20 protein-coding genes and 1 tRNA gene are annotated in these 26974 nt (G+C 46.4%); 13 read left to right on the plus strand and 8 right to left on the minus strand.

The features are described 5' to 3' along the window. The 5 genes from ACO0KW_RS07070 to mutM all read right to left on the minus strand — a co-directional run bounded on the left by ACO0KW_RS07070 (position 1) and on the right by mutM (position 6905). A complete protein-coding gene (locus ACO0KW_RS07070; protein ID WP_423052080.1) occupies positions 1 to 1470 on the minus strand; it encodes an alpha/beta hydrolase in 1470 nt (489 codons plus the stop codon). 202 nt (positions 1471 to 1672) lie between these two features. Continuing rightward, positions 1673 to 2848 (minus strand): A/G-specific adenine glycosylase, encoded by a 1176-nt coding sequence (gene mutY / locus ACO0KW_RS07075; RefSeq protein ID WP_423052082.1) that lies wholly within the window; start codon positions 2846 to 2848, stop codon positions 1673 to 1675. 38 nt (positions 2849 to 2886) lie between these two features. Beyond that, positions 2887 to 3999: a WD40/YVTN/BNR-like repeat-containing protein gene (locus ACO0KW_RS07080; RefSeq protein WP_423052084.1), complete on the minus strand. Its 1113-nt coding sequence runs from the start codon at positions 3997 to 3999 to the stop codon at positions 2887 to 2889. A gap of 74 nt (positions 4000 to 4073) precedes the next feature. After that, a complete protein-coding gene (locus tag ACO0KW_RS07085) occupies positions 4074 to 5999 on the minus strand; it encodes a dynamin family protein (protein WP_423052086.1) in 1926 nt (641 codons plus the stop codon). Positions 6000 to 6083: 84 nt separating this feature from the next. Further along, positions 6084 to 6905, minus strand: coding sequence for a bifunctional DNA-formamidopyrimidine glycosylase/DNA-(apurinic or apyrimidinic site) lyase (gene mutM, locus ACO0KW_RS07090; protein ID WP_423052088.1), 822 nt, complete (start codon positions 6903 to 6905; stop codon positions 6084 to 6086). Positions 6906 to 7099: 194 nt separating this feature from the next. Here mutM and ACO0KW_RS07095 point away from each other — a divergent pair, with 194 nt between their 5' ends. The 6 genes from ACO0KW_RS07095 (at position 7100) to ACO0KW_RS07120 (ending at position 12599) form a co-directional block, all read left to right on the plus strand. Then, entirely contained in the window at positions 7100 to 8944 is a 1845-nt protein-coding gene (locus ACO0KW_RS07095) for a tetratricopeptide repeat protein (protein ID WP_423052090.1), read from the plus strand. Positions 8945 to 8985: 41 nt separating this feature from the next. Further along, complete coding sequence (gene lolB, locus ACO0KW_RS07100) at positions 8986 to 9627, plus strand: lipoprotein insertase outer membrane protein LolB (RefSeq protein WP_423052092.1); 642 nt, start codon at positions 8986 to 8988, stop codon at positions 9625 to 9627. Positions 9628 to 9664: 37 nt separating this feature from the next. After that, complete coding sequence (gene ispE, locus ACO0KW_RS07105; RefSeq protein ID WP_423052094.1) at positions 9665 to 10552, plus strand: 4-(cytidine 5'-diphospho)-2-C-methyl-D-erythritol kinase; 888 nt, start codon at positions 9665 to 9667, stop codon at positions 10550 to 10552. 110 nt (positions 10553 to 10662) lie between these two features. Continuing rightward, positions 10663 to 10739: transfer RNA gene (locus ACO0KW_RS07110), tRNA-Gln, on the plus strand. 150 nt (positions 10740 to 10889) lie between these two features. After that, positions 10890 to 11846, plus strand: a complete 957-nt coding sequence (locus ACO0KW_RS07115; protein WP_423052096.1) for a ribose-phosphate pyrophosphokinase — start codon at positions 10890 to 10892, stop codon at positions 11844 to 11846. Between the two features lie 165 nt (positions 11847 to 12011). Continuing rightward, positions 12012 to 12599 carry a 50S ribosomal protein L25/general stress protein Ctc gene (locus tag ACO0KW_RS07120; RefSeq protein ID WP_423052098.1) on the plus strand — a complete coding sequence of 196 codons (588 nt, stop codon included), beginning with the start codon at positions 12012 to 12014 and terminating at the stop codon, positions 12597 to 12599. A gap of 99 nt (positions 12600 to 12698) precedes the next feature. On the opposite strand, the gene ACO0KW_RS07125 is transcribed toward ACO0KW_RS07120, so the two are convergent. Beyond that, entirely contained in the window at positions 12699 to 15158 is a 2460-nt protein-coding gene (locus ACO0KW_RS07125; RefSeq protein ID WP_423052100.1) for a GspE/PulE family protein, read from the minus strand. Positions 15159 to 15409: 251 nt separating this feature from the next. Between ACO0KW_RS07125 and ggt the strand changes: the two genes are divergently transcribed. The 5 genes from ggt (at position 15410) to ACO0KW_RS07150 (ending at position 21407) form a co-directional block, all read left to right on the plus strand. Continuing rightward, positions 15410 to 17203: a gamma-glutamyltransferase gene (ggt, locus tag ACO0KW_RS07130; RefSeq protein WP_423052102.1), complete on the plus strand. Its 1794-nt coding sequence runs from the start codon at positions 15410 to 15412 to the stop codon at positions 17201 to 17203. 171 nt (positions 17204 to 17374) lie between these two features. Beyond that, positions 17375 to 18166, plus strand: coding sequence for an MBL fold metallo-hydrolase (locus ACO0KW_RS07135; protein WP_423052104.1), 792 nt, complete (start codon positions 17375 to 17377; stop codon positions 18164 to 18166). A gap of 180 nt (positions 18167 to 18346) precedes the next feature. Next, positions 18347 to 20026, plus strand: coding sequence for an ATP-binding protein (locus ACO0KW_RS07140; protein WP_423052106.1), 1680 nt, complete (start codon positions 18347 to 18349; stop codon positions 20024 to 20026). A gap of 40 nt (positions 20027 to 20066) precedes the next feature. Beyond that, the gene (locus ACO0KW_RS07145) at positions 20067 to 20813 is read left to right on the plus strand and encodes a response regulator (protein ID WP_423052108.1); all 747 of its coding nucleotides are present in this window, start codon (positions 20067 to 20069) and stop codon (positions 20811 to 20813) included. Between the two features lie 105 nt (positions 20814 to 20918). Further along, a complete protein-coding gene (locus ACO0KW_RS07150) occupies positions 20919 to 21407 on the plus strand; it encodes a hypothetical protein (RefSeq protein WP_423052110.1) in 489 nt (162 codons plus the stop codon). 106 nt (positions 21408 to 21513) lie between these two features. Here the strand turns inward: ACO0KW_RS07150 and ACO0KW_RS07155 are convergent, their stop codons facing one another. After that, entirely contained in the window at positions 21514 to 22044 is a 531-nt protein-coding gene (locus tag ACO0KW_RS07155; RefSeq protein ID WP_423052112.1) for a hypothetical protein, read from the minus strand. 265 nt (positions 22045 to 22309) lie between these two features. On the opposite strand from ACO0KW_RS07155, the gene ACO0KW_RS07160 reads away from it, so the two are divergent. Then, positions 22310 to 23389 carry a 3-deoxy-7-phosphoheptulonate synthase gene (locus tag ACO0KW_RS07160; protein WP_423052114.1) on the plus strand — a complete coding sequence of 360 codons (1080 nt, stop codon included), beginning with the start codon at positions 22310 to 22312 and terminating at the stop codon, positions 23387 to 23389. Between the two features lie 72 nt (positions 23390 to 23461). Continuing rightward, on the plus strand, positions 23462 to 24058 hold the full coding sequence (locus tag ACO0KW_RS07165; RefSeq protein ID WP_423052115.1) for a DUF2242 domain-containing protein: 597 nt from the start codon (positions 23462 to 23464) through the stop codon (positions 24056 to 24058). Positions 24059 to 24284: 226 nt separating this feature from the next. Here the strand turns inward: ACO0KW_RS07165 and ACO0KW_RS07170 are convergent, their stop codons facing one another. Continuing rightward, positions 24285 to 26528 (minus strand): penicillin-binding protein 1A, encoded by a 2244-nt coding sequence (locus tag ACO0KW_RS07170; protein WP_423052117.1) that lies wholly within the window; start codon positions 26526 to 26528, stop codon positions 24285 to 24287. Between the last annotated feature and the right edge of the window lie 446 nt (positions 26529 to 26974).

A 26974-nucleotide genomic window follows, 5' to 3' on the forward strand; every position in this document is an offset into this window, starting at 1 on the left:
TTATTCTCCTGCTTTCTTTGCTTCGCCAGCAACGGCGCTATCACTACCTAAAACTGGAGGTAACCAAACTAAAGGACGTGGAATCTGACGAACGCAAGTTGCATCGACTTTTAAAGCATCTTCATCGTTTTTTGCAGCGAGGAATTTATCCACCACTTCACGTACACAACCTTGCATCAACAAGCCGTGACCGGCATTGTCGATACTAATATGACGCGCTTTACTTCCCAAGGCTTTGGCGATTTGGTCGCCATTGCGGGTAGGCGTGACTGGATCAATACCACCGCTTAACAAGAGCACCGGCGACTTGGAATTTGGTGTCGTAAAAAATTCTTTTGGGATTTCTGCGCGTGGCCAGTTCGCACAAATTTTGTCGTACATGCTGCCCATCACTTCTGTAAATTCATCCCCTTTAACGGCAACAGCACGCGGATTAGCATAGGCTTCACCACACCAAACCGAGTAATGCATCCCCATCACCAAACCACCGGGACCAGCTTGATTAAAGCTACCGCTCATAGTCAGCAAAGGATCGAGCTTACCTTTCTCAGCCTGGGTAATCGCATACGGCAATACCGCCGTTGTGCTCGGTGCATACAGGCCTTTAAACACCATACTGATCAAATCATCACGTCCGATTTGCGCACTCATACTGTTTCCGAGGCGAGGATGTGTAAAAGTGAACTGGCGTGGCGTACTGCCTAACAGGCGCTTCCAACTTCCTGCCAAATCTGGATACGCAGTATTACAGCGGGTATTCTTAAGGCAATCCGCAAAAATTCCCTCTAGAGCGGGTTTTGCATCCGAAGCGAGTAAGCTTAAATCTGGTGGTACCACGCCATCAATCACAAGGCGGCGCACCGATTGTGGAAATTGACGCAAAAATTCCAACCCAACCCGGGTACCATACGAGGCACCAACCAGATTAATCGGACCATAGTTTTGCGCCAGACGAACGGCCTCTAAATCCTGCACAGCGATACTCGTGCTGAAAAATTGCAAATCGCCGTAAGGTAATTTCTGCAAATTCTGCTGACAGCTTTGCACTAATTTAAGGGTCGCTTCTTTGTCTAGAATCTTATTGCTCTCTTCCAATTCTGCGCAATGCAAAGGTGCGCTTTTACCCGTGCCGCGCTGATCGACAAAGACCAGATCCCGGCGCCGATTGAGCTTTCCTAAAACTGTTTCACCAAAGCTCGCAGCGGCGACCGCACTTTGCCCTGGACCACCCGCCAGCAGAAACACAGCATCAGGTAATTTATTTCGGTCTTGCGATGGCAATACCACGTAATGTACGTCGATCTTCTTACCGTTCGGCTTTGTTGGATCAAGCGGTCGCTGAACTTGCCCGCACTTGACTTCCTGCGGAAAGCTATCGATACGACAAGGCTTGGTCTGTGCCTGTGCCCACAACGGAAGGCTCAGTAAGCTTACCCCAAGCAAACGGGCTAACGCGGTTCTGGTAGTCATAGAATCAATCAAAATGAACTCCTTTCATTAGGTTCTTTCTATATCAAAAATTAATACAAAATCGATGCCGCAAGTGTCGCTTGATCGTCGTTTGAAGTAAACACTGATGTGATGAAATCCCCTGATTCGTGATGAAACACGAATCAGGGAGGATGAAAATGGAGACAGTTTTTTATGCGGCTTCAGCACCAAACGACACGCATCAAATAATCGACTGATAGTGTGAAAGCAATAAGGACTTTACGGGTGCCGGCAGGGCTAGTTGTTCGACCTGCGTCAAAGGAGTCCACGCAAATCGTTCTTCGCCCAAGATTGCGTACCGATGAGAAAAACTGAAGTGAATCACATGCACATGCAACTTGAAGTGGGTAAATACATGATCGAATGAGGCGAAAGAGCGAGCTGATACCGACGAACCAAAATTATTCACAAAACTCAGCATTTCGGCTCGTTCAGGCGCTGCGCTGCCAGCTTCAGCGACTAAGGCATCAAGCATCTCAGCACCCAAGTGATTGCCCTCACGCATACCATCTAATTCTGGCAAGGACACCAAACCACCCCAAATACCTGTCATTGGTCTTTGCTCTAACAAGACCTCACCCGCATGTTCAAGCAAAAGCATGACCGCGTGTTTTTCCTTTTGCTGCGTTTTTGGTTTGCGTACCGGCAACTCGGCGGTGCGTCCTTGCGCAGAGGCGACGCATCGGTTTTGAAATGGGCATCGCGGGCAATCTGGTTTGCTACGGGTGCAAAGCGTCGCGCCTAAATCCATCAAACCTTGGGTATAAGCCCCAATATCTCTATCGGGCAACAAAGCCTGTGCACGCAACCATAAATCGTCTTCGACCGCCTTCGCCCCGGGATAGCCTTCCACGCCAAATACCCGAGCGAATACGCGCTTGACGTTGCCATCCAAAATCGCCGCGACACTACCATAAGAAAATGCAGCCACCGCCGCAGCGGTTGAACGTCCTATGCCTGGCAATTCTTGTAACAATTTGGGATCGCTAGGAAAGATTCCTTGATACTTCTCTACAACTTGTTTTGCGCACTGGTGCAGATTTCGAGCGCGAGTGTAATAACCCAAGCCCGCCCACAAGGCCATCACTTCTACCACTGGTGCAGCTGCCAAGCTTTGCACTGTGGGGAATGTTTGCAAGAAACGCTGATAGTAGGGTATTACCGCAGTGACTTGCGTCTGTTGCAACATAATTTCTGACAACCAGACTTTATAAGCATCACTGGTATTTTGCCACGGCAAACTATGACGTCCGTGCTGTTGCTGCCAGGCGATCAAGTCTGCCGAGAAACTTGGATCATAATAAACCGAATCGCTCGCCGCACTGCGTTGATTCCGTACTTCTATACTTTTCTTCATGTAGTTTAGGCAGTCTGCGTTTGATGTAATTCGTGCATTTACTTCACTGAGTTCAGATTACTGACCAGACGTTTACCTGCATACTTCATAACCAAGCCTTTCGGACCGACAGCCCAACCATGCAGGGCATCCGCAAAACCTACCGCATTCAATGGGGTTTCGCCTAAAACTTCCCACGATCTTCCGCCATCTTTCGTCACACCAGAGCCAGCTAAACCACCCACCACAAACGTTTTTTCTTGGCCTGGTACGGCGATGACCACCGACAAGAATCCTACCGGCAGCGCAGATGCCGCGACCCAACTCTTCCCTCCATCTTGGCTGACCACCGCATTCAAGCCTTCAGCTTTCGCCTTTTGATAATCGCCGCCAACGGCAAAGCCATATTGCGCATCCGAGAAGGCGACAGAAAACAGACCTTTCGGTGGCGCACCAGCAGCAATCGCTGTCTCCGCAAAACTCCATGTCAGGCCACGATCTGCCGAATGAAATACGCGTGTTTTTTCGGCACCACCTGTGGCAAACCAAACATCCTTTTTGCCACTCACAGAAATGCAAGTACCGCTGGCAGCAAATGCACCTTCATTCGCTAAAGCGCTTAATTGGCTTAAATCTTGTGCAGAATTTTTCCAGGTTTTACCACCATCGTGCGTGATCAAAACTTGAAATTGTCCATTCACAGGATCACCAAAAATCACTCCATTTTGCGCATCCCAAAAATCAATCGCATCCCAAAAGCCAGTGGCCTCACCATTGACCGTCATTAATTCCCAATGAGCACCGCCGTCGGTGGTTTTGTAGATCGTCGATGCCTTACCCGGGCCAGCGCTCATCGCAATCGCTGTAAATTTATCAAAGCCTTGAATATCACGAAAATCTAAAGCGCTAGTTTCTGGCAATTTGGTGCTAATAGAAACGTTTTCCCAATTTTCACCGTCTATAGTACGAATCACTGTACCTTTAGCACCGCTGGCCCAAGCCACGTTGCGGCTCACAACTGACAAACCGCGCAATTCTGTATTGATGCCTGCATCAATTTTTTTCCAGGCATCTTGTGCGTATGCAGTGGCTGTCAAACCACAAGCTAAGAGCATATGTAACAAAGTCTTTGGGAGTGCTTGCAGCAGGCTCACGGGAGTAAATTTTTTCATCACTTTTCTTCTTTTTAAATAGAAAAACGCTGATAAAAAATTTTATCAGCGTTCAGGTTTGCTAACGCAGAATCTCAAATGGCACTGGTATCAGCAGCTAGCGCCTTATGTATATTATTGCGCAAATTTTCTAGAGATTTTTTCTGAGCTTCAACTTCTGTCATCATCGCTTCAAAGCTGGAAATTTTTTCTTCCAGACTATCAGTTGCCACATGAATCCTCTGAATTGATTGCATACGATTTTTTAACTGATTTTTGTGCTCGCGTATCTGTGCTTCAATCGGTGCCATGACTACTTTTTGCCATGCTTCGACATCACGATTCGCTTGTGAAAAACTCTGTTTAACGCGCGCCGAAATCGAATCAAAAAATTTCTGTATCAAAACTTTTTTCTCTGTTGTCAGTAAAGTGATCGCACTAAACTGGCGATGAAAAACCGACTCAATCGCATTAATTTCTTGCATGTACTTGTCCAACGAAAATGGCATAGGCGCGGTCAATGCCAAGCCATGCTCGGTGGAAAATTTTCGATACATGATCGCCATCATTTCGGAGATTTCATCAGTCTTGCGATTGGATGCTTGCAAATTCTGTTTAACCTGCGTGAAGAAATTTTTGATCGCTTCTTTCAAACCTAAAGAAAATTTACTCGACTCCATTTCTTCGCGGGCAGTCTTAATTTCCTCTTTCAAAATATCCATACCCAAGGTGGTATACACCTCAGTCGACAAACGTGTAAAAACGGAACGCGTACCCTGCATTTTCATCAGACTGGCATCAAATTCTTGCTTCTCGAGGGTGACACGCTTCATCATGTGTTCAATCACATTTTGATTTTTGCCGCGTAAGCTTTGCAACTCATGTAATTGTTCGCTGACACCACGCCCGCGTGCATTAATCACAGCGTATTGTCCGTCAGTGATTTCTTGAATATCACTCGCCAGTTGAGCACGGATGATATTCTTTTTGGAGGGAATCAATTCATTTGATAAGGCATATTCCAATTTTGGCAAACGGCTCTTTGCCAGCAATGGCGCATCTCTATTGATTTTTGCAACCAAACCTTTTTGTGCAGAAATCGGGAAGACTTGTCTTTCTTCTAGGCTCAAGGTGTGCGCAACGGAAGTAATTTGATTTTGAATCTGCGTTTCGATTTCTTCAGGCGTACGCAATTCATCCCACATGCTGTCAATTTTATTCAGTACCACCATGCGACCCGGACCACTGCCGATATGATCGCGCCAAACTTCGACATCACTCTTAGTCACCCCAGTATCAGCCGCCAAAATAAATAGCACCGCGTGTGCATTCGGGATCAGATTTAAGGTCAGTTCAGGTTCAGTACCAATCGCATTCAAACCTGGCGTATCGACGATGATTAAACCTTGCTTCAATAAGGGATGTGGGAAGTTTACGATTGCATGGCGCCATTGCGAAATCTCTACCAAACCATTTTCATCAACTTCTAAAGCCGCATCCGGATCCGATTCGTCATACAAACCATAGGATTTAGCGATTTCTTTACTCACCTTTTTGGTCAAACTCACTTGCTTAAAGGCTTCCAACATGCCGTCACCGGATTTCGTATCTAGCGGCAAGACTGTCCAAATATGTTGATTACCCTTGTATTCTGTCGTGCTCAGAGTTTCACTGCGGGTTTCAATTGGCAACAGGCGGATGCAAGGTGGCATTCCTTCGTCATACAGAAGCTCTGTCGGACACATCGTCGTGCGTCCTGCAGACGACGGCAAAATTCTTTGTCCATAATCTGCAAAAAAAATCGCATTGATCAATTCTGATTTGCCACGCGAAAATTCAGCGACAAAGGCAATCGTCAGCTTGTCATCAATCAGCCGCTCTTTCAGACGCATAATGCGTTGGTCAAGAATACCGTCAGCGAAATCAGAACCAGCTATCCAGGCGCGATACTGCTCTATTGCCTGGGCGACGCCTTTGCGCCAACCACTGTATTCCTCAAAATTCTGAACCAAATTACTCATAGTATCCTCAAAATTATTCTTGTACCGCGCAGTCAGGTTTCGAGTTTGTTTTTACCAAGAAACACAACAATATGACATTCTGGCTCATTTTTGACAATTTACACAATAAAAGCTACTCCGTTGACCCTGTGTTATGTGTCTAATTGTCCCTTGACAAACTCGGCAAGCTTCCCCTGCTCTGTCGTAGACAAAATAAGATTGTTGAAAATACCCTGTTTTACCATCTGCGCCTACAAAATCCTTTAGGGTGCTGCCACCTTGCTTAATCGCTTCCGCCAGAATTTGCCGAATGACGACGCTTAATGCCTGATAACGCTTGCGACTAATGCGATTTGCCGCCGTTTTAGGATTAATGCCTGCTCTAAACAAGCTCTCACAGGCGTAGATATTTCCAACCCCGACTACGACATCTCCAGCCAGTAAAACTTGTTTGATCGCTGCTGAGCGTTGTCTGGTTTGTTGAAACATCAGGTCGCTGGTAAATTGATCGCTGAGTGGTTCAACACCTAGCTTTCTTAATAACAAATGTTCTTCCAAGGAACCATTGGTATTGTCATGCCACAAGACTGCACCAAAACGACGGGGATCAGTCAACCTGAGCATTTGTTCACCGAGCACAATATCAACGTGATCATGTTTTTGCGCTGGAGTTTCTGGCGGCATGATCCTCAAATTCCCCGACATACCTAAATGAATAAGCAAACTTCCATGCCCGAAATGCAATAGCAAATATTTACCCCTTCGGCCAGTCGATAATATTGTTTGCCCCACAATTAACTGCGGCAAATTTACTGGAAATGGCCAACGCAATCCATCCCGGCGCAATATGAGCCCGCTGACTCTGCGCCCCTCGATATAGGGATGAATCCCCAGTCGGGTCACTTCTACTTCTGGCAATTCCGGCATAAATCACTCTCTTTAATAAAATCAAAATCTGCGTTTCGTTACATAAGATATACAAGTTGACACAAAACACTGGCTGCACTCACCTCGCCAAGGCGCGATTTCAGCGTAAAATCATTTCATCTCTTTGCAACGCGAAGTATTGTACCCAGACTTAAGCAGGACTTTGCATTTCCCTTACTGATGACCCCTTACGCATGAAAAAAAATCCTACTCAGTTTCGTCAATTAAATCTTTTCATATCAACGATCAGCCTCAGCCTCTTAGGTGCAGCCAACAATGTGGCACTGGCACAATCGGGCAATGACCAAATCCCCTATACCAAACCGGTCAATACTAAGAATACTAAAAATACCAAAGTAAAGCCCACGCCAACTGCGCCCCAAACAAAAACGGACAACACCGCAACAGAATCTGGTTTAAGCAAAGATATATTGTATAAATTAACAGCCTCGGATATCGCACTGCAACGCGGCGAGTGGCAAAGTCCCTTCATCACCATCATGGGGTTAGCGCAACAAACCCGTGATCCGCGACTGGCTAAGCGCGCGGCAGAGATTGCCATGTCCGCACAACAAGTCGACGAATCTCTAGCGGCCGTTCGCTTATGGCGAGAACTCGCAACAGATTCACCTGAAGCGGAACAATACTATCTAAGCCTTATTGTCATCAAAAGTGATTACGTCGCGCTTGAACAATTCTTCCTGAAGCTTCTAGAAAATAGCTCAGGTGAAGAGAGAAACGGACTTATCCATCAGGCGCAAATTACATTGAACCGCACTGGCGATAAAAAAGCCGCCTTACTCAGTCTGGAAAAAATATTAGTCAAAGATAATTCGTCGCTCGCAGGGCATATTGCCTTGTCACGCGCCGCCTACCGCAGTGGCGATGCGGTCAGAGCACAACAAGAAGCGCAAGCAGCGCTGGCGATAGAACCTAGTTCAGAATTGGGGATATTGACCCTAGCCCATGCTTCAGAAAAAAATGTCGCATTTGCCCTAGTCGCCGACTTCTTAAAACGCTATCCCCAAGCAAAAGAGGTTCATCTGGCATACGCAACGATGCTGCTAGAAAGCAAGCAGCTGAGGCAGGCAAAAACTGAATTTCTAAGCTTTTTGCAAAATCCAGAGAAAACCGCCATGCCGCGTACTCAAGTTCTCTATACCTTGGGCAGTATCGAAATGGAAATGGGGCAACTGGATGCGGCGGAAAATTTTTTTAAAGAGATGATAGAAAAAATCAACGCTGGCGAAGACAGCAGCTCCGCGTATATCAGCCTCGCGCAAATCGCTCTACAGCGTAAAGACAAACAGAATGCCGACCTATGGCTAAGCAAAATAAGTAAAGTCGACAACAAAGACGAACCAAATCCGGTTTGGTTCAATATACAAATGCGCAGAGCCTTACTATTAGCCAGTGATGGCAAGTACCGCGAAGCGCGGCAATTTTTACAGACTATTAATGCAAACAAAGAGGCGGAACAAGCATTGTTATTACAAACCGAAGCGCAAATCATGCGCGAGGCGGGACAAACCACAGAAGCTTTCGTCTTATTACAAATGGCAGTTGGGGAGTTTCCAGGTAGCCCTGACTTGCTTTACGACTTAGCCATGCTGTCAGAGTCGCTGAAATATTATCCCGAAATGGAAATGGCGCTCAAGCAATTGATTCAAGTCGCGCCGAACAATGCCTTAGCCTATAACGCCTTAGGTTATTCCTATGCGGATAGAAACGTGCACTTAGATGAAGCACTGTCGCTACTGGAAATTGCCAATCAACTCAACCCAAATGATCCTTACATTTTAGACAGTTTAGGATGGGTGAAATTTCGCTTAAAAAGCTATAACGAGGCAGAGAAATTTCTGCGGCAGTCGCTCAGCATGCGGCAGGATGCCGATGTTTCGATTCATTTAGCAGAAATCCTGTGGTCGCAAGATAAGAAAGAGGAGGCTATGCAGTTGTTCACCGACGCAAATAGGAAAGATCCGCAAAATGCATTACTCAAAAATACTTTGCAAAGATTAACGCTGACGCTGCCATAATCACGTCCTTTGATGTCCTTCCATTTCAACCAGTAAAGCACATGAATCACTTGATTTATCTGACTCAGCAAGCGACAAGAAATTTCACTGCAATCTTAAAAGTTTTATTATTGCTGAGTGTTGGCCTGATACTCGCTGCATGCAGCACAACCAAAGCCGTAAACGTTACCCAACAAAACCAAAGCCGGACCTTGCAACAACAAATTCAACTGCAAGGTCGCATTTCAATTCAATATCAGCAAAACGATCAGCCACAAACTGTCATCGTGGGCTATGACTGGCTGCAAACGCCGCAAAATTTACACATTAGTCTAAGCTCACCACTAGGTCAGACCATCGCCACCATACAACAAGACGCATCCGGAGCGCGCTTAGAACAAGCGAAGCAAGAACCAAGGGTCGCGCCTGACATTGAATCTTTACTGGTAGAAAATTTGGGCTGGGCAATCCCTGTGAGTGGATTAAAAGCCTGGCTACAAGGGTTTGACTTGACTGCCAACGGGCAAACAATCGCCTTACCTGCGACCGATTACTATCGCTTGCAATCGCAGGGCTGGCAATTGGATTTCGTCAGCTGGCAGGCCGACGGCGGAACTATTCATCCGAAACGTATTGATCTATATAAGAATACCGAGCAAGTCGGAGAAATGAAGATTCGCATCGTGATCGAAGAATGGCAATAACTTCCTCAGGATCGACAAATTCGACCATATCGACCAAATGAATACACCCTCCAATACTGTCGTCACCAAGCTAAGCAATTGCCCCGCTCCAGCCAAGCTAAATCTATTTTTGCACATCACTGGAAGACGTGAGGATGGCTATCACTTGTTGCAAAGTGTTTTTCAATTAATTGATCATTGCGATTATTTAGACTTTGAAGTGCGAAATGATGGCGCTATTCATCGCGTAAATGCAATTGCCGGCGTGCCCGAGCTATCGGATTTAGTGGTTAAAGCAGCGCGCCTGCTACAACAACATTGCAAGATAAATCTAGGTGTTAATATTTATCTGCACAAACGTCTTCCTATGGGCGGTGGGGTCGGCGGTGGCTCATCCGATGCGGCAACGACTTTAATGGCGTTAAATCATCTTTGGCAGTGTCATTTAAACAAGCAACAATTGATGAAACTCGGCTTGCAACTGGGTGCCGACGTACCCTTCTTTATCTATGGGCAAAATGCATTCGTCGAAGGTATAGGAGAACAAATGCAAGAAATCACCACGCCAGAACAATGGTTCGTCGTGATAGAACCGGGCGTGCATGTACCCACTCCCACAATATTTTCAGCCAAGGAGTTGACAAGAGACACGAAGCCCGTCAGAATAACGGACTTTTCCAATGCAGCGAAAGTTGAATGGAAAAATGATCTGCAAGCTGTTGCTTGTGCTTTACATCCCGAAATTGCAAACGCTATTAACTGGCTCAAGCAATATGAAGTAAATCAGGGTGATGCCAAGATGACGGGATCAGGTTCTTGTGTTTTTTGTGCCTTTCAAAATGAAGACGCGGCAAAAAACGTTTTACAGCAAGTCCCTCATTACTGGACATCATGGATAGCAAAAGCCTTACAACAGCATCCTATAAATTTGCACAATAATTTATAGACTGCATCATAAAAAATTTGGTCGATTGCGAATTTCGAGATAAAATAGCGGCTTCGCTGATTATCAAACGAAATACCAAAACGAAGTAAGCAATTGATAAAAAGTTGTGTAGGGGAGTCGCCAAGCTGGTTAAGGCACCGGATTTTGATTCCGGCATGCGAAGGTTCGAATCCTTCCTCCCCTGCCATTTAATTCCCAAGCCGCCGCATACAAAATGATGCGGCGGCTTTTCGGTTTTTTACGGCAGTATTTTCAGTAATCATTACAACAAGAATTCTAACTTTGATGCTGAGTATTGTTCTCTTGAAGTGGCTTTTTTATTCCCTTAGGTGATCTCATGGCACACGCTCTCGACAACATGATGGTCTTTACCGGTAATGCCAATCCTGCTCTTGCGGCAGGCGTTGCAAAGCAACTCGGCATTCGTCTCGGTAAGGCTGACGTTTCCAAGTTTTCTGATGGCGAGGTGATGGTCGAAATCAATGAAAACGTGCGCGGTAAAGACGTTTTCGTGTTGCAATCGACTTGTGCGCCGACCAATGACAACTTGATGGAAATCATGTTGATGGTCGATGCGTTGAAGCGCGCCTCAGCTGGCCGTATTACGGCAGCGATTCCTTACTTTGGTTATGCCCGTCAAGATCGCCGTCCACGTTCTGCACGTGTGGCGATTTCAGCCAAAGTGGTCGCGAATATGTTGGAAGAAGCGGGCGTTGGCCGTGTTTTGATCATGGATCTGCATGCCGATCAAATTCAAGGTTTCTTTGATATCCCAGTAGACAATATCTACGCATCACCGATTTTGTTGGGTGATCTGGTCGCGAAGAATTACGATGATTTATTGGTAGTTTCTCCTGACGTTGGCGGCGTAGTTCGTGCCCGTGCTTTGGCAAAACGTTTGGGTTGCGATTTAGCGATTATTGATAAGCGTCGTCCAAAAGCCAATGTTTCCGAAGTCATGAATATTATTGGTGAAGTCGAAGGCCGTAACTGCGTAATCATGGATGACATGGTCGATACAGCGGGCACTTTGACGAAAGCAGCAGAAGTACTAAAAGAACGCGGTGCGAAAAAAGTGTTGGCTTACTGTACGCATGCGGTCTTGTCTGGTCCGGCGATTGATCGTATCAACAATTCCCCACTCGATGAGTTGGTGGTGACGGATACCATTCCTTTGTCTGCTGCGGCACAGGCCTGCTCTAAGATTCGTCAATTGTCTTGCGATAGCTTACTGGCTGAGACTTTCCGCCGGATTACTAAAGGTGAGTCGGTTATTTCTTTGTTCTCTGATTAATTTCTGCGCGGTTCTTGTTGCAGTTTTTAGAACGAAGATAAAATTTTTCGGCTTGCGGGTATTTTAATATTCGCAAGCATTTTTCACTTTCCTGGTCGCGGGAAAGTCAACGCAAATTTAGCGCATGTTGGACATGTATAAATTTGCTTATTTTGGAGTATTAAAATGAAAGTAGTCGCATTTGCACGTAAAGAACAGGGCACCGGAGCGAGCCGCCGCCTGCGTAATGCTGGTCAAACACCTGGCATCATCTACGGTGGTACAGAGCCAGCAGTGAGCATCTCATTGGATCACAATGCATTGTTCCATGCATTGAAAAAAGAAGTGTTCCATTCTTCCATTCTCGACATGGATGTTGATGGTAAAGTTGAAAAAGTATTGTTGCGCGATTTCCAGATGCACGCGTTCAAACAATTAGTATTGCACGCTGATTTCCAACGCGTCGATGCAAACAAAAAGATCCACGTTAAAGTGCCTTTGCATTTCATCAACGCTGAAAATTCTCCAGCAGTGAAATTGTCTGCTGCAGTGATTAGTCACGTTGCTGTTGAATTGGACGTAGAATGCTTGCCAGCAGACTTGCCAGAATTCATCGAAGTTGATTTGTCTAAAGTTGAAGCTGGTCAATCCGTACACGTATCTAGCTTGAAATTGCCAAAAGGCGTTTCTGCAGTAGTACACGGTGATGACGCAACTGTTGCTATCGCTGTTAAACCAGCTGGCGCAACTTCTGCAGAAGCTGACGCAAAATAATCGCAATATAATTTAAGAGACTCGTTCTTTTGAATTGAAAAGCCACCCTCGCAGGTGGCTTTTTTTTACCCATTGAAAAACAGTTTGATTCATATAGTACTAAATACAAACAATACGAATTTCCGCCAAATCGGTCGTTCCTTGCAATACTTTTTCAATCGCATCTTGGCGCAAAGTTTTCATTCCTTCCTTCACTGCCAATTTGAAAATCTCTGAACTGCTGGCACCAGAGGTAATCAAGCGTCGTGTTTCGGCACTCATCACCAACAACTCATGTATTCCCATACGACCTTTATATCCTGTGCCATGGCAGGCCGAACACCCTAAACCACGACGTCCGTAGATATGCGAATTTTCACCAAATTCAGTTTGCCAACGACTTATCACCTTTTGCCGCTCTTGCTTACTCAAAGATTTCTCGACAGTATTGAGCGTATACTCGCTCACTAGTTGCTCCAGATCCTCGATTGTAAATTCAAAGCGTTCGGCACATTCAGTGCATACGCGCCTTGCCAATCGTTGCGACAAAATCGCTTGTGTCGCATCCGCCAGATTAAATGCGGGAACTTCCAGATCCATCATTCGCATCAAGGTTTCCGCGGCAGAATTGGTATGCAAAGTCGAAAGCACAAGATGACCCGTCATCGATGCTTCAACCGCTACTTTTGCGGTCTCTGAATCTCGAATTTCACCCACCATAATCACGTCTGGATCGGCCCTCAAAAATGAACGCAAGGCCTTCGCAAAGGTCCAGCCTATCTTAGGCAAGACCTGTACTTGCGAAATATTTTTTTGAACAATCTCTACAGGATCTTCTGCGGTCCAGATTTTTTTATCACTGCTATTTAACTCTCGCAAGACCGAATGCAAAGTCGTGGTTTTGCCACTCCCGGTTGGGCCACATACCAAGATCAAGCCATGCGGTTTATTAATCTGCAGCTTAAATTTATCTAATGAGTCTGGATGCATGCCAATTTTTGAGAGAGGCAACGGCTTTCCGGCACCAAGTATCCGGATTGTTACCACTTCCAAGCTATTTGAAGTGGGTATGCTAGATACTCTCAAATCGAGTTTCTTATTCGCGTAACCGAAAGTGATTTTTCCGTCTTGTGATTTTCTTTTTTCGGAAATATCGAGCGAGGCCATAATTTTTATACGTGACACTACAGCTGGATGGAAATTAATCGGGTATGTCGCACTTACCTCTAATTTGCCATCTTTACGAAAACGAATTTGCGAATTTCTGGTGCGCGGGAATGCTTCAAAATGAATATCCGATGCGCCAAGACGAATGGCATCATTAATCGTTTTATTGATTAAACCTATGACAGTTTCATCGTTCTCATCAATTTTTTTTAACGAAGGGCTTTCATTGGCCTGATTCGAAAAATCATCGGTTTGTTCGTCCAAATCCTCATCCTCAGACGGGCTGTCAGCGTAAGCAGCTTTATCTGATCTTTCGACTCCACTGAGCTCATCCAATTTCTGTCGTCGACCATTCAAGTCAGTTGATACCAGTGCACCATGGCTGGCTGACTGATTATCTTTCTTTGCGCCATTGAGCTCTGTGTGACTGACGACCCCGCGCTTCGATTCGGTGTAACTATTAAGAGCTGCATTAATTTGTTCATTACTCGAATACACAAGAATGGCGCGGTAGCCTGACAAGAATGAAAAGTAGCGCTGCACCTCAGAATCAAAGGGATTTTCCACTGCCACCACAATGCGATTATCAAATATCGCAATCGGCATTGCATGTTTCGCGTGTGCGATTTTAAGTGGAATCAGACGTACCGCTTCAGGTGAAATTTCCAAATTTGATACATCTACAATTGGAATTCCACGTTGCCTGCTCAATGCCCAATTTAACTGTGCTTCCGTAATGCTGTGATCCGCAATTAAAATTTCACCCAGCAAGTGCCTGGTGCGCAACTTACTTTGCAAATTAAGTGCGTCAGCTAGTGTCGTGTCGCTAAGGACCTCGTTCTCTACAAAATACTGCCCCAATAGTTCACGCTTGGCACCTTTCGGATAAGCGTTGTTTTCCATCATAGACACATTGTTGCGTAAAGTTTGGTGTGAATCGACTTCGTGCTGGTGTTTCTTTTCATTGAATACACGTTCTTTCAATTTGCCTCGAATTTCAGAAAAAGTAGCAATTTCCGTGTTCTTGTCCACACCGTTCACAATTTCTTGTATGTGTCCGCGTATCTCGTCAATTTTATTTTTGTTAATCGGGTCATTCCGGTTGCCCGCAAACTGAGGATGACTAAATTCAAAAATATTTTTTATAAAAACAATTTCATCTAACACATCAGTAGGGAACCCCTGCCTGCCTGGGCGCTCAGAAAACAAGAGACTATCTAAGTAGTGCAAGCAATCGACGCTGCCCCAGGTACTGTCAATGATCGTGACAATTCGCGGATATTGCATCGCGAGTTGTTTGACCTCAACACCATAAAGGGCAAGCGCACGGCTGAGATTGGGATAAGTGGTTGTTTGTGCTTGTGCTTGTGCTTGTGCTTGTGGCTGAGCTTGTGTTTGCGATACGTTATTCATAGCATTTTCTTTCAAAAAGAACATGTAACAACGATGCGACATGAGGCTAATTGTAGTTTCCGAAAAGGAAAATACCAATGTCGATAGATAAAGAAAGACTGCTTCAGGAAATGATCTTAGATAGTTAGCTTCTCTATTTTTTAACTAGATCACAGTCCCGAATCAAGGCTCGACAACTTCAGCATAGTTAGAGACAATCAAGTTTCTGCAAAGTAAAAAACTTTACAAAAATCTGGCTAAATGTGCGCCAGATGCACTGTCACCAATATTTGCCTCGAATAAGGAAGCTCGCTGTGTTTTCACTCAAAAAAGTCCACCTTGCGCTAATCACCACTCTCTTCACAGTTTCACAAATTGCGTACTCGCCACTCACTTTCGCGCAAGGCACTGGCGCGCAGATTCAATATGACACGAGCTACGATATTCTCAGTCCTGTACGCGCCAAGAATGGCGTCGTTTCAAGTGAACAAGGACTAGCAAGCCAAGTTGGACTAGATGTTTTAAAGCGCGGCGGCAACGCGGTCGATGCTGCAGTCGCAGTCGGTTTCGCATTGGCAGTGGTGTTGCCACACGCGGGCAATATCGGGGGGGGCGGTTTCATGCTGATCCATGATGCCAAAAGTGGCAAGGACATTGCCTTAGATTTTCGCGAACTGGCACCTGCTTTAGCACATCGTGATATGTTTTTAGATGCGGATGGCAAAATCGTTCCTGGTAGTTCAACTTCAACCCATTTAGCAGTAGGCGTGCCGGGCACCGTAGCAGGTTTAGACTTGGCTTTACGTAAATATGGCACGATGTCATTAAAGGACTTAATTGCACCATCAATTAAGTTGGCAGAGCGAGGATTTGAAGTGACACCTTATTTGGCGCAGTTACTAGAGGCAAGTCGGAACCAACTTGGCAAATGGCCTTCTAGCCGCGCGGTTTTTTTTAACGGCGAGCGACCTTTGCGTGCTGGCGAAAAGTTAATACAGAAAGATTTGGCTCATTCTTTGCGCCTGATTGCAGAGCAAGGATCAAAAGCCTTCTACGAGGGTGCCATCGCGAAAAAAATCGTGGCTGAAATGAAAAATCATGGCGGTATGATCACGTCCGACGACATGAAAAATTATCAGCCAGTTGAGCGCACCGCCGTCACCGGCACCTATCGCGGCTATCAAGTCGTATCGATGCCGCCGCCAAGCTCTGGCGGTGTGCACGTCATCCAAATGCTCAATATGTTAGAACACTTCCCGCTTGCCAAACTCGGCGTAAATAGTGCGCAAACCATTCATGACATGACGGAAGTGATGAAGCTAGCGTATGCAGATCGCGCTGAATATCTTGGTGATCCGGATTTCGTCAAAGTACCAGTGGCGGGTTTAACCTCTAAGAAGTATGCGGATGAGCTGGTGAAGAAAATTGATTCAAATCGTGCGACGCCATCGGCGCAAATCAAACCGGGCAAACCTTTGCCATATGAAAGCGATCAAACCACGCATTACTCCGTGGTCGACAAATTTGGGAATGTAGTCGCCACCACCTATACCTTAAATCTGCTATTCGGCAGCGGTATCGTTGCAACGGGCACCGGCATCACTTTGAATAATGAGATGGACGATTTTTCCGTCAAAGCTGGATTGCCGAATGCTTTTGGATTAGTCGGTGGTGAAGCCAATGCCGTCGCTGCAAAAAAACGGCCACTCAGTTCGATGACACCGACCATGGTGTTAAAGGATGGCAAGCCTTTCCTCGTCACAGGTAGCCCGGGCGGCAGCCGGATTATCACCACCACACTGCAAGTCATTTTGAATATCATTGACCATCAACTCAATGCCGCAGAAGCGACGATCACGCCGCGTATCCATCACCAATGGGAGCCAGATATGATACGTCTGGAACGGGGGTTTAATGCTGACACGTTGGAGCTATTAAAACAAAAGGGGCATCAGTTCAGTATCGGGCGTTCGATAGGCAGAACGCAAACAATTAAAATCACGCCAGAAGGCTTTGAGGCCTTTGCTGATCCACGCAATCCAGATGGTCGCGCGCTCGGCTACTAAGCTCAAAGAACCAACGTTCACAAACTCAAGCCCGGATCAATCATTCGGGCTTTTTTATGTGTGGCATTTGCACATTTTTTATGCAATTGCAGCAAAAACTTAATCCACATCAAATTTCCTTTTATTACTTGACCTAAAATAAGTTCTTAGTGATCTATAACGGGAGTCTGTGTGGCAATTGAACTATTTAGTAATGGCAAACATCGTTGCATCATGTTCAATGATCTGGTGACCGATACCAGCGAGGAAGCGGTACAAGCCAATCAGTTCCTGATCGTTTCACACGACCAAGGTGCCTTAATCGATCCGTCTGGAAATATCACTTACAACGCGCTAACACTGGCAATGCAAAAATATCTGCCGAAAAAGAATCTGGCATTTCTGCTCGCATCGCATCAAGACCCCGATATTATCGGTGCGCTCGACAAATGGCTATACAGCACTGACTGTCATTTATATGTTTCGCAATTATGGTCACGCTTTGTACCGCACTTTTGCAATTTGAACCGGGCTGATGGTCGAATTATCGGAATTCCTGACGAAGGCATGCCAATTCCAATGATGGGATCAACACTGTATGCGATCCCCGCGCATTTCTTGCACGCAGAAGGCAACTTTCAATTTTACGATGGCACCTCGAAGATTTTGTTTTCTGGCGATATGGGCGCGTCCTTGGTCGATGCCAAGAGCATCACTACTCCGATCACGACGAAAGCGGAATTCTATGATCAGTTGCATACAATGAGCGGCTTTCATAAGCGCTACATGGTGTCAAATAAAGTGTGTCGCTTTTGGGTCAATATGGTGCGTGAGATGGACATCGAGATGCTGGTGCCACAACATGGCCGCTACATGCAGGGAGAAGCGATTGTCTGCTTTTTGGATTGGATAGAAAACCTGCAATGCGGCATCGACTTGTTCACACAAGAACACTACCGCTTCCGACCACTGTCGGTTCGATAATCAATCCAAAAACCTCGACGAATAATCGAGCTCACACAATGATGGAGACATTGTGTGCAACGCACTATCGTCTCAACATAAAAATGAAAAGCGCAACAAATCCAGCCCTAGTCAGATAAAGCGCTTGGCGCAAGCGACTCAAAACTTTACACTGCGATCTTTATCCATCGGAATCGTAAGGTGAGAATCTCTATAGGCTGGCGTTTGTTTTTCGCAGTGTTACTCTCGCTGATCACGATAGTTGCTGCCGCATTGTTATTAATGCGTGAAAAAGTTAGTCATAGTTTTGCCGACTATGCCCTCAAAATTGAATTAGACCGCTTGCAGGAAATTGGTGACGCGATACAAGAGCAATACGCGCAACATGGCGACTGGTCATTTTTACCTCAAGATACACAACAAAAACAATTGTGGATCAATCAGGAATTGCTACGCCTATATCAAGCCAAAGCGATCCCACGCGCTGACCTCCAAGAATTCAACATTAACAAGAATAAACTCCGTATTGAAAAACCTGCATCCTCTGTACCTTCTGCTGCCATTGCAAAAACCGCCTCTCCTGCCGCGCCAGCAGAGCCTGTCGCGCCTATATCTCCAGCCGTCTCGGTGGCGAAAGAATCAACAGCCGCCGAGCAATCCATTTTGCCACCACTTCCGCCACCGCCTCCTCTGCCACCACCATCCCCAGAAGAATTGCCTGCAGTGCCATCAAGTGTTGAAACGCCACCCATGCCTGAGGTCGAGCATGAACCTGAATTTCAGAGCCTCAATAGCCGTATCAGTCTAGTCGACATGTCACAACAATATCTGGCTGGGCGAATACCAGATAAAATTGCAGGTGGTCTGCGCCCGCTCCTCCATCAAGGCAAAGTCATAGGGTATTTAAAAGTGCAGAAGTCGCGCATCCCCAGTGACGCCATGTCGAGAGATTTTCTACAGGAACAAGCCGATACCATTGGAATTATTATCGTCATCAGTATCAGTTTGAGCGCACTGGCATCTATGCTATTAGCCTTGCATTTCCGTCGTCCTATACATCGTCTAGTCGACGGCGCACGTGCTTTAGCAGATGGGCATTTTGATACGCGCTTAGATGCACAACGCAGTGACGAATTGGGTGAACTCGCGCAGAGTTTTAATCAACTCGCCGAAAAACTCGCGCAAGCCGAACATAGCCGGCGTCAATGGGTGGCAGATACTTCACATGAGTTACGCACGCCGATTTCGGTCTTACGCGCACAATTAGAAGCACTGCAAGATGGCATACGCAGTGCCAGCCCGGAAAACATCGCCTTGATGTTGCGTCAGGTGCTTTCATTGAACAAACTCATAGACGAACTGTATGCCCTTTCCAAAGCCGATGTCGGCACATTGGAATACCAGATGCAAACAATCAATTTGACCACATTAATACGAGAAGAAGCGGATAACTTCCGCGAAAAAATTCAGGCGGCGAAACTCCATCTGCAACTGGATCTGCCAGCGCAAGACCAAACAAACGATGCCGACATCAATGCAGACCACGAGCGTTTGCGTCAGGTGTTACATAATCTATTTGAAAACTCGCTACGCTATACCGACGCAGGAGGCCATCTCCGTATCAGTTTAAGGCATCAAGGACAACAATTAATCCTATCGTGGGAAGATAGCTCACCAGGGGTTCCGAGCAATGCATTGCAAAGATTAGGCGAACGTTTTTATCGGGTCGACAATTCACGCAACCGCGCTTTTGGTGGTTCTGGTCTGGGGCTCGCATTATGCCGCCGAATTTTGGAAGCGCATCAAGCCAGCATCGACTTTGCGCCATCTACATTGGGCGGACTGGCGATCACGATTGTTTTCAAACGTACGACAAACTGAATTCTGTTCTTTCATTCCTCACCACACTGATTGTCTGTCCATGCCAAACACCTTCACTGACATACTGATTATCGAAGACGAAGCCGATCTGGCGTCGCTGATTGCCGACTATGCGCTAGCTTCCGGTTATCAGCCCGAGATCATCGGCAATGGCCGCGCTGCACTAGAACGCATACAGCGTCAAATCCCGAACCTCATCGTGCTTGATCTGATGTTGCCGGGACTTGATGGCATTAGCCTGTGCCGCACCGTACGCGAATTTTCGCAAGTACCTATCGTCATGGTGACGGCCAAAGTGGAAGAAATTGACCGTTTGCTCGGTTTGGAAATCGGCGCTGATGACTACTTATGCAAACCCTTTAGTCCGCGCGAATTGATGGCGCGTATCAAAGTCATTTTGCGTAGAGTTCAGATCAAAGAAGACCCGGCAAATTTGCAGATCAAACGCGATAAAGTCAACGTGCTGGTCGATGTGGAAGGATTCAAAATTTACTTGCATCAGCAAGCACTAGAATTGACCCGTAGTGAATTTGTCTTACTGCGTCATTTTATTGAGCACCCGGGACTCGTCTATTCACGCTCACAATTACTTGATTTTGTCGTGCAAGATAATTTAGAAGTGACCGATCGTGCGATTGATAGTCATATCAAAAATCTTCGAAGAAAAATCAATCAGGTGCTGCCTGAATGTAATCCCATTCACGCGATCTATGGTCTTGGCTATCGCTTTGATGGCTTTGATGGCATTGATAATTTTGAAGCGCGGCAAACGAGTCAATCCGAGTGAATTCGTCAGCCATGAATTTCCTCATTATTTCTCCACAATTGTTCTGCATCATGACGACATTGGCAAAGCAAACAAGCCAATTATTTTTATCCCCTATCAGGAGACATGATGAAACCCCTAGCCTTAGTTATTTTATTTGCGGCTTTTGGCGCAACAGGATTGAGCCTCGCCCAGTCCGAAGTTGAGATTGATTCGAAAAGCATACAAAGCCATGTTATTGGTGTGAAGTGTTCACCGGGCTCCGCGAAAAAAGATTGCACGAAACCAACACCACCACCATTACCACCTGCGCCACATTCATCACGAGTGCCACCACCTCCCCTACCTGCGCCACCACCTCCACCGCCCGCGCCTCCAGCTCTGGCAGACATACCGGAGCTACCGGAGCCGCTAGAACCACCAGAACCACCAGAACCACCAGAGCCACCAGAAATAGTTATTCCTAATGAGGTTCATCAAGCGTGCAAAAACAAAAGCGCTGGCGCTAGCGCTAGCTGGCAAGTCAATAAATCAGCCTACTATGGTGGAACCTGTGTGAAACGTGATGGGAAGATGATGTTGGATGTCCGTCAGATCTCTCTTCATCAAATTTGAAGCAAGCTCACGCGATTTTGTGCGCTAAATCTTACCTGAGCTGACAAAGCGGATAAGACTTAGCCACACTGTGGCGTATGCGTCGCATCTGAAAGATAAAGGTCGATCAATTCATCACGCCCGACATCCATGAAAAGGCTTTCTTAAATATGCCCTCTCGTACTACTGGTGTACTGGTGCTTGCAAATTGCGAGTCAGTTGTCCGATCTGCATTTTCTTTTTCCAGATACTCGCGCAAAGCCGCTTCTTGTCGGAAGCGGTTTTGAAACTTCAAATCAGCATCGCGAATACATTGATCGATAATAATTTCGGCACGATGCACATCAACCTCAAAAAAATCTTGCTCTCGGCGACCACAACGCACATTTTGCAAAGCTTGAAATATTGCCTCAATCGCCCCACCACCGTCTTGTGCACGCATTTCAAACACACACTCATAATTGCCCGGAATCGTATTGGTCTTGTCGCGATTGAGTTCTAAGGCCTTTGCCCAGCCAGAGCGCCGGCTTAATCCTATCTGCACCAAACCTTCTTTCAAACCAGAATTACGCAAGATATAAACATTCCCGGGAACACCATGTAAAGGCTTGGATTCACGATAGTGCGCACGCTGCTGGGCCGTAGAAGTTGACTGCATAAAGCACCTCACAATTGTTTAACTAATTGATATTGGCTCTAGTGTAAGAAAAGTGCCGCAACTCCTATCGTTGGAATAGGCCCCTAAATACCAGCTAATTCCTGCACAAGCAGGGCAACTCTGGAAAAACCAGACGATTTCTTGTATTTATGGCGATTCCTGCATCAAAATCAAAGCTAAGTGCATAAACCAAAAAGCGTTGCTGCCCTATAATAGACGCCATCTTCGTACTTTCTTACTTACTCTTTTACTCTGATAACCCGCCATGAATAGCCAGGATTTAGAAAATATCAATGTCACCTCGTTCGCACCGATGCCAACGCCGGAAGAATTACATGCCAAGTTGCCCTTGTCGGAACATGCGGCAGCTGTGGTCGATGCAGGACGCGAAAGTTTAAAAAATATCTTGGATCGCACAGATCAACGTTTGATCGTGGTAGTCGGCCCTTGCTCGATTCATGATCCGGTTGCGGGGTTGGACTATGCACGTCGCTTAAAAAACTTACAGGAAGAAGTTAAAGACAGCATGCTGCTGGTAATGCGTGTGTACTTTGAAAAACCGCGTACCACAACTGGCTGGAAAGGTTATATCAATGACCCTTTAATGGATGACTCTTTTCAAGTCGATCTCGGGATGGAAAAAGCGCGTCAATTTTTGCTCGATATTTGCGAACTCGGCCTGCCAACAGCGACCGAAGCGCTCGATCCTATTTCACCACAGTATTTGGGTGACTTGATCGCCTGGACCGCAATTGGTGCCCGCACGACAGAGTCACAAACGCATAGAGAAATGTCGTCTGGTTTATCCACGCCGGTGGGTTTTAAAAATGGCACTGACGGCGATATCAGTATCGCGATTAACGCGATTTTATCGGCATCGCATCCTCACTCTTTCTTGGGACTAAACGGTCAGGGCAAGGTATCCGTGGTACGCACCCGTGGCAATCAATATGGTCATGTTGTATTGCGTGGTGGTGATGGTCGCCCAAACTACGATACAGTCTCAGTCGCGATGGCGGAACAAGCGTTAAAGAAAGCGAAATTGCCGGCCAATATTATCGTCGATTGTTCGCATGCAAATAGTTACAAAAAACCGGAACTGCAACCGCTAGTCATGGCCGATGTTATCAATCAGGTCGTCAATGGTAATCAAGCCTTGGTTGGCGTCATGATCGAGTCGAATATCGTTGCGGGTAATCAAAAAATTCCGGAAGACTTAAGCCAATTAATTTACGGTTGTTCGGTTACGGATGCCTGTGTTGACTGGGCCACTACCGAAACGATGATACGAGAAGCAGCCTTGCGTCTGCGCCAACGCCACCATCAAAGTGCAGCGCAAGCCTAAAACACCACGGGCTGACATAGCAAAGAAATGCGAATGTCAGTCTATTCAGATTGATCAAACCAAGCGACTCGTATGCAAAGCCTGAAACCAAGTCTTTTCCTCACTGGTGCCATCTTATTGATAGGTGGTCTCGCCGCCTGCACGACACCGAAGAAAACTGTCTTGCATAAGGATGAATTCGGCATGGCGGACATGTTCACCTATGCGGTGCCCGGCAATGAACAAGAGGCCTGTGAAGCCTCTCGTCGCGCCCTACTCAGCCAAGGCTACATCATTCATGAGGCGAACGAGAATAATGTCAAAGGAAGGCGAAAATTTCAGTCGGATGATGAAACCCACGTCGAGATCGAATTTAATATCGTCTGCGCCGCGAATAGCAAAGGCAGTAATAGCGCGACGATTTTTGCGAACGCGGTACGTGACCGCTATGCCTTGAAGAAAAATAGCTCAAATGCAAGTCTCGGGGTCGGTGGGATAGGATCAATTTCTTTGCCATTTGGCGCAAGTAACGATTCGATGGTGAAGGTAGCAAGTGAAACGATTTCTGAAGCGAAACTGTATGAGCGTTTCTATGACTTAGTCGAACGCTATCTGGATGATGTCAAAAAACCTGAACCAGAATCGGCGAAAGCCGCACCCGCTACTGAAACCAATCACGCGCAGCAATAGTTCTGTTTTCATGTCTCATGTCTTATGTCTCATGTGTCATATGTCATGTGTCTATCATGACAGATTTTCAAAATTCGAAAATCTACTTACCGTACAAGGTTTAACAAGTAGTCATACTTCATAGCGTCATCAAGGCGTCACAAATACTGACTATGATGAAGGCTCATCTGACTACTCCTCCAAGGGTGTGGATTTTGCCCGCAAGCCATTGCGGGCTTTTTTTTGCCTACTGTTCGGGCGGAATAATCGCTGGCACCGCGTCGAGATCCAAGGTTCTAACACCAGCACCATTCTGATATTCAGCGTACATCCACTTGCCATCGACAAAGGCTAAGTTTTCCGGCACTGGGCGATTAAACTCTGGTTTGCCTTTAAGCGCATGACGCATAGCATCAATCCAAATCGGCAAGGCGACGGTTGCGCCGAACTCTCGGCCTCCCAAAGATTTAGGATCATCGAAGCCCATCCAAGACACCGCCACAACATTACCTGCATAACCAGCAAACCAACCATCAACGGCATCACTGGTTGTGCCGGTCTTACCCGCTAAATCGCGACGTCCCAGCTTTTGTGTGGCGGCCGCACCGGTGCCTGAACGCACGACTTCACGCAACATACTATCCATCACAAATGCATTACGACTATCTAATACTCGGGCATCTTCACCCGGCAACTCAGGAATTTTTGCATCAAACAAAACCACCCCTTTTCCGTCGATGACTTTTTGAATCAACCAAGGTTTGATTTGATAACCACCGTTTGCAAAAACAGCGTAAGCACTAGCTAATTGCAAAGGTGTGACAGAGCCTGTCCCCAACGCCAAAGTCAGATTGACCGGGTGCTTATTCTGATCAAAACCAAATCGCGGTAAATAATCTCGGCCATAGCTGGCACCAATGGCTTTCAAAGTACGTACTGCCACGACATTCTTTGATTGCGCCAATGCCCGTTGCATATCGATAGGGCCGTCGTATTTGCCGTCATCATTACGCGGATCCCATTTCAACTCCTCTTCCGTCGTAGAAGAAAGTGGCACATCATTGATTAAGGTTTCTGGTGAAAAACCTTTTTCCAAAGCTGCCGAATAGATAAATGGTTTAATCGAGGATCCAGGTTGGCGCCAGCCGCTAGTTACGTGGTTGAATTTCTTACGATTAAAATCAAAACCCCCGACCAGTGCGCGATAAGCGCCATCATTCGCATTCAGTGAGACATAGGCCGCTTCAACTTCTGGCACTTGCGTCACTGACCACTTGCCTTTCGCATCTTGCATTACACGGATCAAAGCACCTACCCGAATTTTTAAGTCGCGATTCGCTTTCGGCTGCAATGCCGCATTCGCCAAACGTAAACCTTCGCCAATAATTTCTACCGATTCACCAGTCGCTAAATCGGCCTTAATGAGCTTAGGCGACACTGCTGTGACGACACCAGAAATCAAGCCTTCACTGGATGGAAATTTTTGCAAAAATTCGTCAATCGCATCATCGCGCAAATCCTCTTCCGTCGGCAACTCTACGAAAGCCTCGGGGCCACGATAGCCGTGCCGCTGATCATAGGTCAGCACGTTGCGGCGCATTGATTCGTAGGCAGCATCTTGTTCATCTCGGTCGATTGTCGTGATGACCTTGATACCAGCGGTATAAGTATCTTCCTTGAACTGCTCGTAGATTTTTTGGCGCACCATTTCGGCGACATAGGCTGCATGGGATTCAAATTGCGCGACTTTACTCACATGCAGACGTTCTTTGCTAGCGACATCAAACTGCGCCTGCGTCAGGTCACCATGTTTCAACATGCTCTTTAACACTAAGACTTGACGTTGTTTAGCTCGTTCAAAATTCACTGCTGGATTGTGCCGCGCAGGATTTTGCGGGATACCTGCAAGCATCGCCGTCTCAGCGATCGTTAGCTCTTTCAAACTTTTATTAAAGTAAGTCCGCGCCGCACTGGAAAAACCATGCGTACGCTGCCCAAGATAAATCTGATTCATGTACAGCTCTAAAATCTGATCTTTGCTCAATGCGCCTTCAATCCGTCGCGCCAGCATCATTTCACGCAATTTGCGCGTGACGGATTTCTCGCGGGTGAGGAAAAAGTTACGCGCAACTTGCATCGTAATCGTCGATGCGCCTTGCTGTACGCCGCCGGTAACGGTAGCGACCACGGCGCGTGCCACACCGATGTAGTCGACCCCACCATGTTCATAGAATCGAGCATCTTCGATCGATAGCACGGCTTTCTTCATGCTTTCAGGAATATCCTTAATCGCTACAAAATCTCTATGCTCTTCGCCAAATTCACCTATCAAAGTGTTGTCGGCAGTATAAATACGTAAGGGAATTTTAGGCTTATAGTCTGTGACCGCCGTCAATTCTGGCAAACCGGGTGCCAATATAAGAAAGACGTACACTAATAGCGACAGCATAAAAATAGTCGCAGCAGCAGCAAGAGCAAGTAACCATTTCATAGGTGACGACCAGAATCACTGGCGAAGAATGAAAACGCACAGTGTAAACGGACTAAATCTGACCGCAAGGCTTTTCTTTGGTGGGTATCGTGATTTAGTACCAGACAGCGCGTGCTCCTAGCCACAGCAATCAAACAAGGCCTTACCTGAACTGAGCGCTTAGGCTAGCGCATGTCTATTTAGCCTTGTTTAATATGCCTGCATCATCACGCTATCAATATCTCGTATTTCTCCTCATATTATTGCTACATTTATCAGCAATATGGATAGTCGGTCATCTACGCAGTTCGCAATCCGCTCCATCTAGGTCGGGCATGCAACTAGTGTTTATACAAATGCGAACACTTAACTTATCAAGCATCTCCCCTGCGCAACAACTGCCAAACGTAGCTCAGTCTGAGCACGCCAGATCAGCTTCCAAAGTAAGGCGGCCAATTTCAATTACT

The organism is Undibacterium sp. Ji22W (genome assembly GCF_049340305.1).
Taxonomy (GTDB): domain Bacteria; phylum Pseudomonadota; class Gammaproteobacteria; order Burkholderiales; family Burkholderiaceae_D; genus Undibacterium.

Bases quoted from the DNA above. Each gene is read 5' to 3' on its own strand.
- ACO0KW_RS07070 (WP_423052080.1), bottom strand. From the start codon at position 1,470: ATGACTACCAGAACCGCGTTAGCCCGTTTGCTTGGGGTAAGCTTACTG.
- mutY (WP_423052082.1), bottom strand. From the start codon at position 2,848: ATGAAGAAAAGTATAGAAGTACGGAATCAACGCAGTGCGGCGAGCGAT.
- ACO0KW_RS07080 (WP_423052084.1), bottom strand. From the start codon at position 3,999: ATGAAAAAATTTACTCCCGTGAGCCTGCTGCAAGCACTCCCAAAGACT.
- ACO0KW_RS07085 (WP_423052086.1), bottom strand. From the start codon at position 5,999: ATGAGTAATTTGGTTCAGAATTTTGAGGAATACAGTGGTTGGCGCAAA.
- mutM (WP_423052088.1), bottom strand. From the start codon at position 6,905: ATGCCGGAATTGCCAGAAGTAGAAGTGACCCGACTGGGGATTCATCCC.
- ACO0KW_RS07095 (WP_423052090.1), top strand. From the start codon at position 7,100: ATGAAAAAAAATCCTACTCAGTTTCGTCAATTAAATCTTTTCATATCA.
- lolB (WP_423052092.1), top strand. From the start codon at position 8,986: ATGAATCACTTGATTTATCTGACTCAGCAAGCGACAAGAAATTTCACT.
- ispE (WP_423052094.1), top strand. From the start codon at position 9,665: ATGAATACACCCTCCAATACTGTCGTCACCAAGCTAAGCAATTGCCCC.
- ACO0KW_RS07115 (WP_423052096.1), top strand. From the start codon at position 10,890: ATGGCACACGCTCTCGACAACATGATGGTCTTTACCGGTAATGCCAAT.
- ACO0KW_RS07120 (WP_423052098.1), top strand. From the start codon at position 12,012: ATGAAAGTAGTCGCATTTGCACGTAAAGAACAGGGCACCGGAGCGAGC.
- ACO0KW_RS07125 (WP_423052100.1), bottom strand. From the start codon at position 15,158: ATGAATAACGTATCGCAAACACAAGCTCAGCCACAAGCACAAGCACAA.
- ggt (WP_423052102.1), top strand. From the start codon at position 15,410: ATGCACTGTCACCAATATTTGCCTCGAATAAGGAAGCTCGCTGTGTTT.
- ACO0KW_RS07145 (WP_423052108.1), top strand. From the start codon at position 20,067: ATGCCAAACACCTTCACTGACATACTGATTATCGAAGACGAAGCCGAT.
- ACO0KW_RS07150 (WP_423052110.1), top strand. From the start codon at position 20,919: ATGATGAAACCCCTAGCCTTAGTTATTTTATTTGCGGCTTTTGGCGCA.
- ACO0KW_RS07155 (WP_423052112.1), bottom strand. From the start codon at position 22,044: ATGCAGTCAACTTCTACGGCCCAGCAGCGTGCGCACTATCGTGAATCC.
- ACO0KW_RS07160 (WP_423052114.1), top strand. From the start codon at position 22,310: ATGAATAGCCAGGATTTAGAAAATATCAATGTCACCTCGTTCGCACCG.
- ACO0KW_RS07165 (WP_423052115.1), top strand. From the start codon at position 23,462: ATGCAAAGCCTGAAACCAAGTCTTTTCCTCACTGGTGCCATCTTATTG.
- ACO0KW_RS07170 (WP_423052117.1), bottom strand. From the start codon at position 26,528: ATGAAATGGTTACTTGCTCTTGCTGCTGCTGCGACTATTTTTATGCTG.